This window comes from Nocardia wallacei, assembly GCF_029868745.1.
GTDB lineage: Bacteria > Actinomycetota > Actinomycetes > Mycobacteriales > Mycobacteriaceae > Nocardia > Nocardia wallacei_B.
Window position 1 is genome coordinate 1 of sequence record NZ_JARWOP010000320.1, and the last position, 3529, is coordinate 3529.

Annotated in this window: 3 protein-coding genes; 1 reads left to right on the top strand and 2 read right to left on the bottom strand. The window is 71.0% G+C overall.

Features of this window, described 5'->3' with window-relative positions:
• Positions 1-89: 89 nt before the first annotated feature.
• Together QH470_RS30075 and QH470_RS30080 are read right to left on the bottom strand one after the other, a co-directional pair.
• Complete coding sequence (locus QH470_RS30075; RefSeq protein ID WP_280275747.1) at positions 90-2162, bottom strand: N-acetylmuramoyl-L-alanine amidase; 2073 nt, start codon at positions 2160-2162, stop codon at positions 90-92.
• 126 nt (positions 2163-2288) lie between these two features.
• The gene (locus QH470_RS30080) at positions 2289-2858 is read right to left on the bottom strand and encodes a sigma-70 family RNA polymerase sigma factor (RefSeq protein WP_280275748.1); all 570 of its coding nucleotides are present in this window, start codon (positions 2856-2858) and stop codon (positions 2289-2291) included.
• Between the two features lie 214 nt (positions 2859-3072).
• Here QH470_RS30080 and QH470_RS30085 point away from each other — a divergent pair, with 214 nt between their 5' ends.
• A complete protein-coding gene (locus tag QH470_RS30085) occupies positions 3073-3474 on the top strand; it encodes an Rv1352/Rv1906c domain-containing protein (protein ID WP_280275749.1) in 402 nt (133 codons plus the stop codon).
• Positions 3475-3529: the final 55 nt, after the last annotated feature.

Below are 3529 nucleotides of genomic sequence, written 5' to 3' on the forward strand. Positions count from 1 at the left end.
GGGGGGGAACCTTCCTTCTGCGCCGTGCCCCCCCACACCCGCCCCCCCCCCCGGGGGGGGGGGGGGGGGCGCCGGGGTGTGGTGGGACGTTACCGGGCGGCAGGGCCGCTGTGGGCGCCCGGAGCGCTCTGCGTTCCCGGAGTGGTTCCGGTGCCCTGGCTTTCCGAGCTGCCCGGTCCGAGCAGGGTGGCGGCCAGGGTATACGCCAGGTTGATCAGCTCGGAGTTGACCGCGGCGTCATCCATACCCAGCGACTTCGCCAAGGGAAGGAGGAGCTGCATGGCGGTCGTGACCAGTGAGCTGGCGGCAGAGTCCGGAGTTGCGCCCGGCTGCACGGCGGTGGACGGGTCGGAGCCCTGCGCGGTGCCCGGAGAAGCTTGCGGTGCTTTTCCGGAGTTCCCGGGCGTGGTCCCGCTCGGTGCGCCGGGAGCGTAGGCGTCGGGCGAGGTACGCGCGTTCGGCGTGGTGTACGCATTGGGCGAACCCGGACCCGGCGCGTCCGGCGTCCCCGGGGTGTAGCTACCAGGCACGTTCTGCGCGTACGCATTCGGAAGCCCAGCCCCTGATGCCGCCCCACCACTTCCCTGCGCGGGCACCCCCGGCGCCCCCTTTCCCGCCTCAGGCCCAGCCTCCGCAGACGCACCCGGCGCAACCTGCCCCGTTCCCTGAGTAGAAGGCCCGGCCGCACCCTCAGCCCCGACGCCCGAGGCAGACTGACCCGCACCCGGCACGGACTGAGCGGACACACCCGGAGCCCCAGCACCCGGGGCAGACTGGTCCGCACCCGGCACGGACTGCGCAGACGTACCCTCAGCCCCAACCCCCGGCGCAGACTGACCCGCACCCGGCACCGACCGCGCTGGCACACCCTCAACCCCGACACCCGGCACAGACTGACCCGCACCCGGCACGGACCGCGCAGCCGCACCCTCAGCCCCGACACCCGGCGCAGACTGATTCACGCCTGGCACCGACGTACCCGTAGCCCCGACGCCCGGCGCAGGTTGATCTGCTCCCGGTGCGGACTGGGCCGCAGCGCCCGGCGGGGTTTGTGCGGATGCGCCCGGCGGCGTGGCTGCGGAGGGCGATTGCTCCGTTCCCGGTGCGGGCGCGCCTGGCGCGGTTTGGTCCGTCGGCGCGAGTCCGTTGGGCGCGGATTGTGCCGCCGCGCCCCCGGCCGTTCCGGCGGAGCCGGGTGCGGTCTGGTTGTTACCCGGCGTTTCGTCGGCAGGCGCGGTCGTCGATGAACGGCCGGGCGCATTGCCCTGCAATGCGTCGGCGGGGGCGCTGTTCGGTAGCGAATTCTCCTGGCCCGGTGGGGTATTCGCCGACGCGCGGCCCTCGGCGGAACCGGACGGCAGCGGCGGGCCGCCGAAGCCGAGCAGGTAGCCGGTCAGGCCGGTGGCGATGGCGACGGCGTGCTGGAGTTGTCCTTCGCGGGACTCCAGTTGGGCTGCGTCCTCCGGGTTGGCGCCGTTGCCCATTTCCAGGAAGACGTCCGGGACCCTGGTCAGCGCGGGCCCGGCGATGTCGGCGCGGGTTTGCAGACCGTCGACCGCGCCGCCGTAGGTCGCGGTGGGGAAACCGGCTTGCAGGTAGGCGTCGCGCACGACCTTGGTCGCGGCCAGCCCGGCACCCGACTGCACCTGGTGAGCCGTGGGATCCGGGATCGGCAGTTGCGGCACGATCAGGTGGAAGCCGCGTTCGGAGACCGGCGCGCCGTCGGCGTGGATGCTGATCGCGACGTCCGCGCCGGAGTCGTTCGCCGCAGCGGCGCGCTCATCGATGCAACTGCCCCAGCCGCTGTCGTCGGCGCGGCTGAGCACGACCTTGGCGCCCATCGCCTCCAGCGACTGCTTCACCAGCTGCGACACGTTCCAGGTGATGGTGTGCTCGGGCACGCCGTTCACCGTGGTCATGCCGGTCGTCTGGCATTCCTTGGTGCCGCCGCGGCCGTCGCCGACCGGGCGGCTGATGTCCTGGTTGTGGTCGGAGCCCTGGTGACCCGGGTCGAGGAACACCGTTTTGCCGGCGAGCTTCGTCGACATGTCCGGATCGGTGGGGGCGGCGACTGCGACTGCCGGAAGCATCCCGGCGGATGGAACGAGGGCCGCGGCCGTGACGGCGAGGCAGAGACCGGCCTTGACGATGCTTGGCTTCATGTGCGGACGGCGCACCCAGTAGCGGGGCGCCCCTCCCTTCCCACTAGTAACACCAAACCCAGTGGTTCACTCTGGCAACACCGGTCTCACCACGCAAGCACAGTTATCGAACCGTTACTGCTGTAATCAGGCGCTGCGAGGGAGCTGACGCAGTGATCTTAGGGCGTAATGCACCCGAGTCTTGACCGTCCCGACCGGCACCCCGAGGTCCTCAGCAACATCTCGGTAAGCGCGATCGTGCAGAATCACCTGCACCACGGCGTGTCGCTGGGGATCGGGCAGCCGGGCCAGCAGTTCGGAAACGAGCAGCCCGTCTGCCAGCGTGTCGGCGAAGTCCGGGCGGGCACCGCGCCGGTCGGCGGCCTCGGCGAAGTCGTCCCAGCTCGCCTCCGCCGGCCGCACGGCACGCATCCGGGCGAGGTCGGTGAGCACGTTGCGCTCGATCGACAGCAGCCAGGTGCGCACGCTGCTCTTGTCGGGGTTGTAGGTCGCGCAGCCGCGCCACGCCCGCAGCAGCGTGTCCTGCACCGCGTGCTCGGCCAGACCGGTATCACCCAGCCTCCGCATCGCCCGCCAATGCAATAGCCCCTGGTCGGAGGCGAGCACCGCGGCCAGCCCGGCCCGGGTACACAGTCGTGCGCACCGCGGACCGCAGGCGATGTCACTGTCGGGGGAAACAGACCGGAGACCACTCATGCTTGGATATCGCGAGAAGCGCGCAGAAGGCATCGCTGCGCGCACATCAATTTTCGGGAATCCGTCCGACGACTGTGGCGCGCCACCAAATTTCATCATTTCGGCCAATCGGTCTCGCGAACTCTGATAGACCGGACCCCCGGAAGTCACGGGGAACTTCCGCGGGTTGTCCGGACCGATCGGTAGCCCGCACATGAAGTCGAGGAGGAACGCCGTGCGTGGACGCACGTTTGTGATCGCGGGAGCCGTGGCCTCCGCGGTGACCGTGCTCGGATCCGGAACCGCCGCCGCCGACCCGGCGACGAACGTCCCCGGTGACGGGCTGTACCGGGTGGGTGTCGACATCCAGCCCGGCATTTACCAGGCGCCCGGGACGACCGATCCGGTGCACGCCTGCTACTGGCAGCGCTTGCGCAAGGTGCCGGATGCGGCCGACCCCGATCCGAACCAGTTCATCATCGCCAGCGACCTGACCCGAACCAACCCGGTCCGGGTGCTGATCAAGCCGGGCGACGTCGCCTTCCAGACCACCAACTGCGGTCCCTGGGTGATGGTGCCCGCACCGCCGCCCACCGGTTCGTATGGTCCGGGCGGCCTGTTCGGCAGCGAATTCTGACCCACCGCGGGGCCGCCCCCCCCCCGGGCGCGGGGGGGGCCCCCCCCCCAGGGAG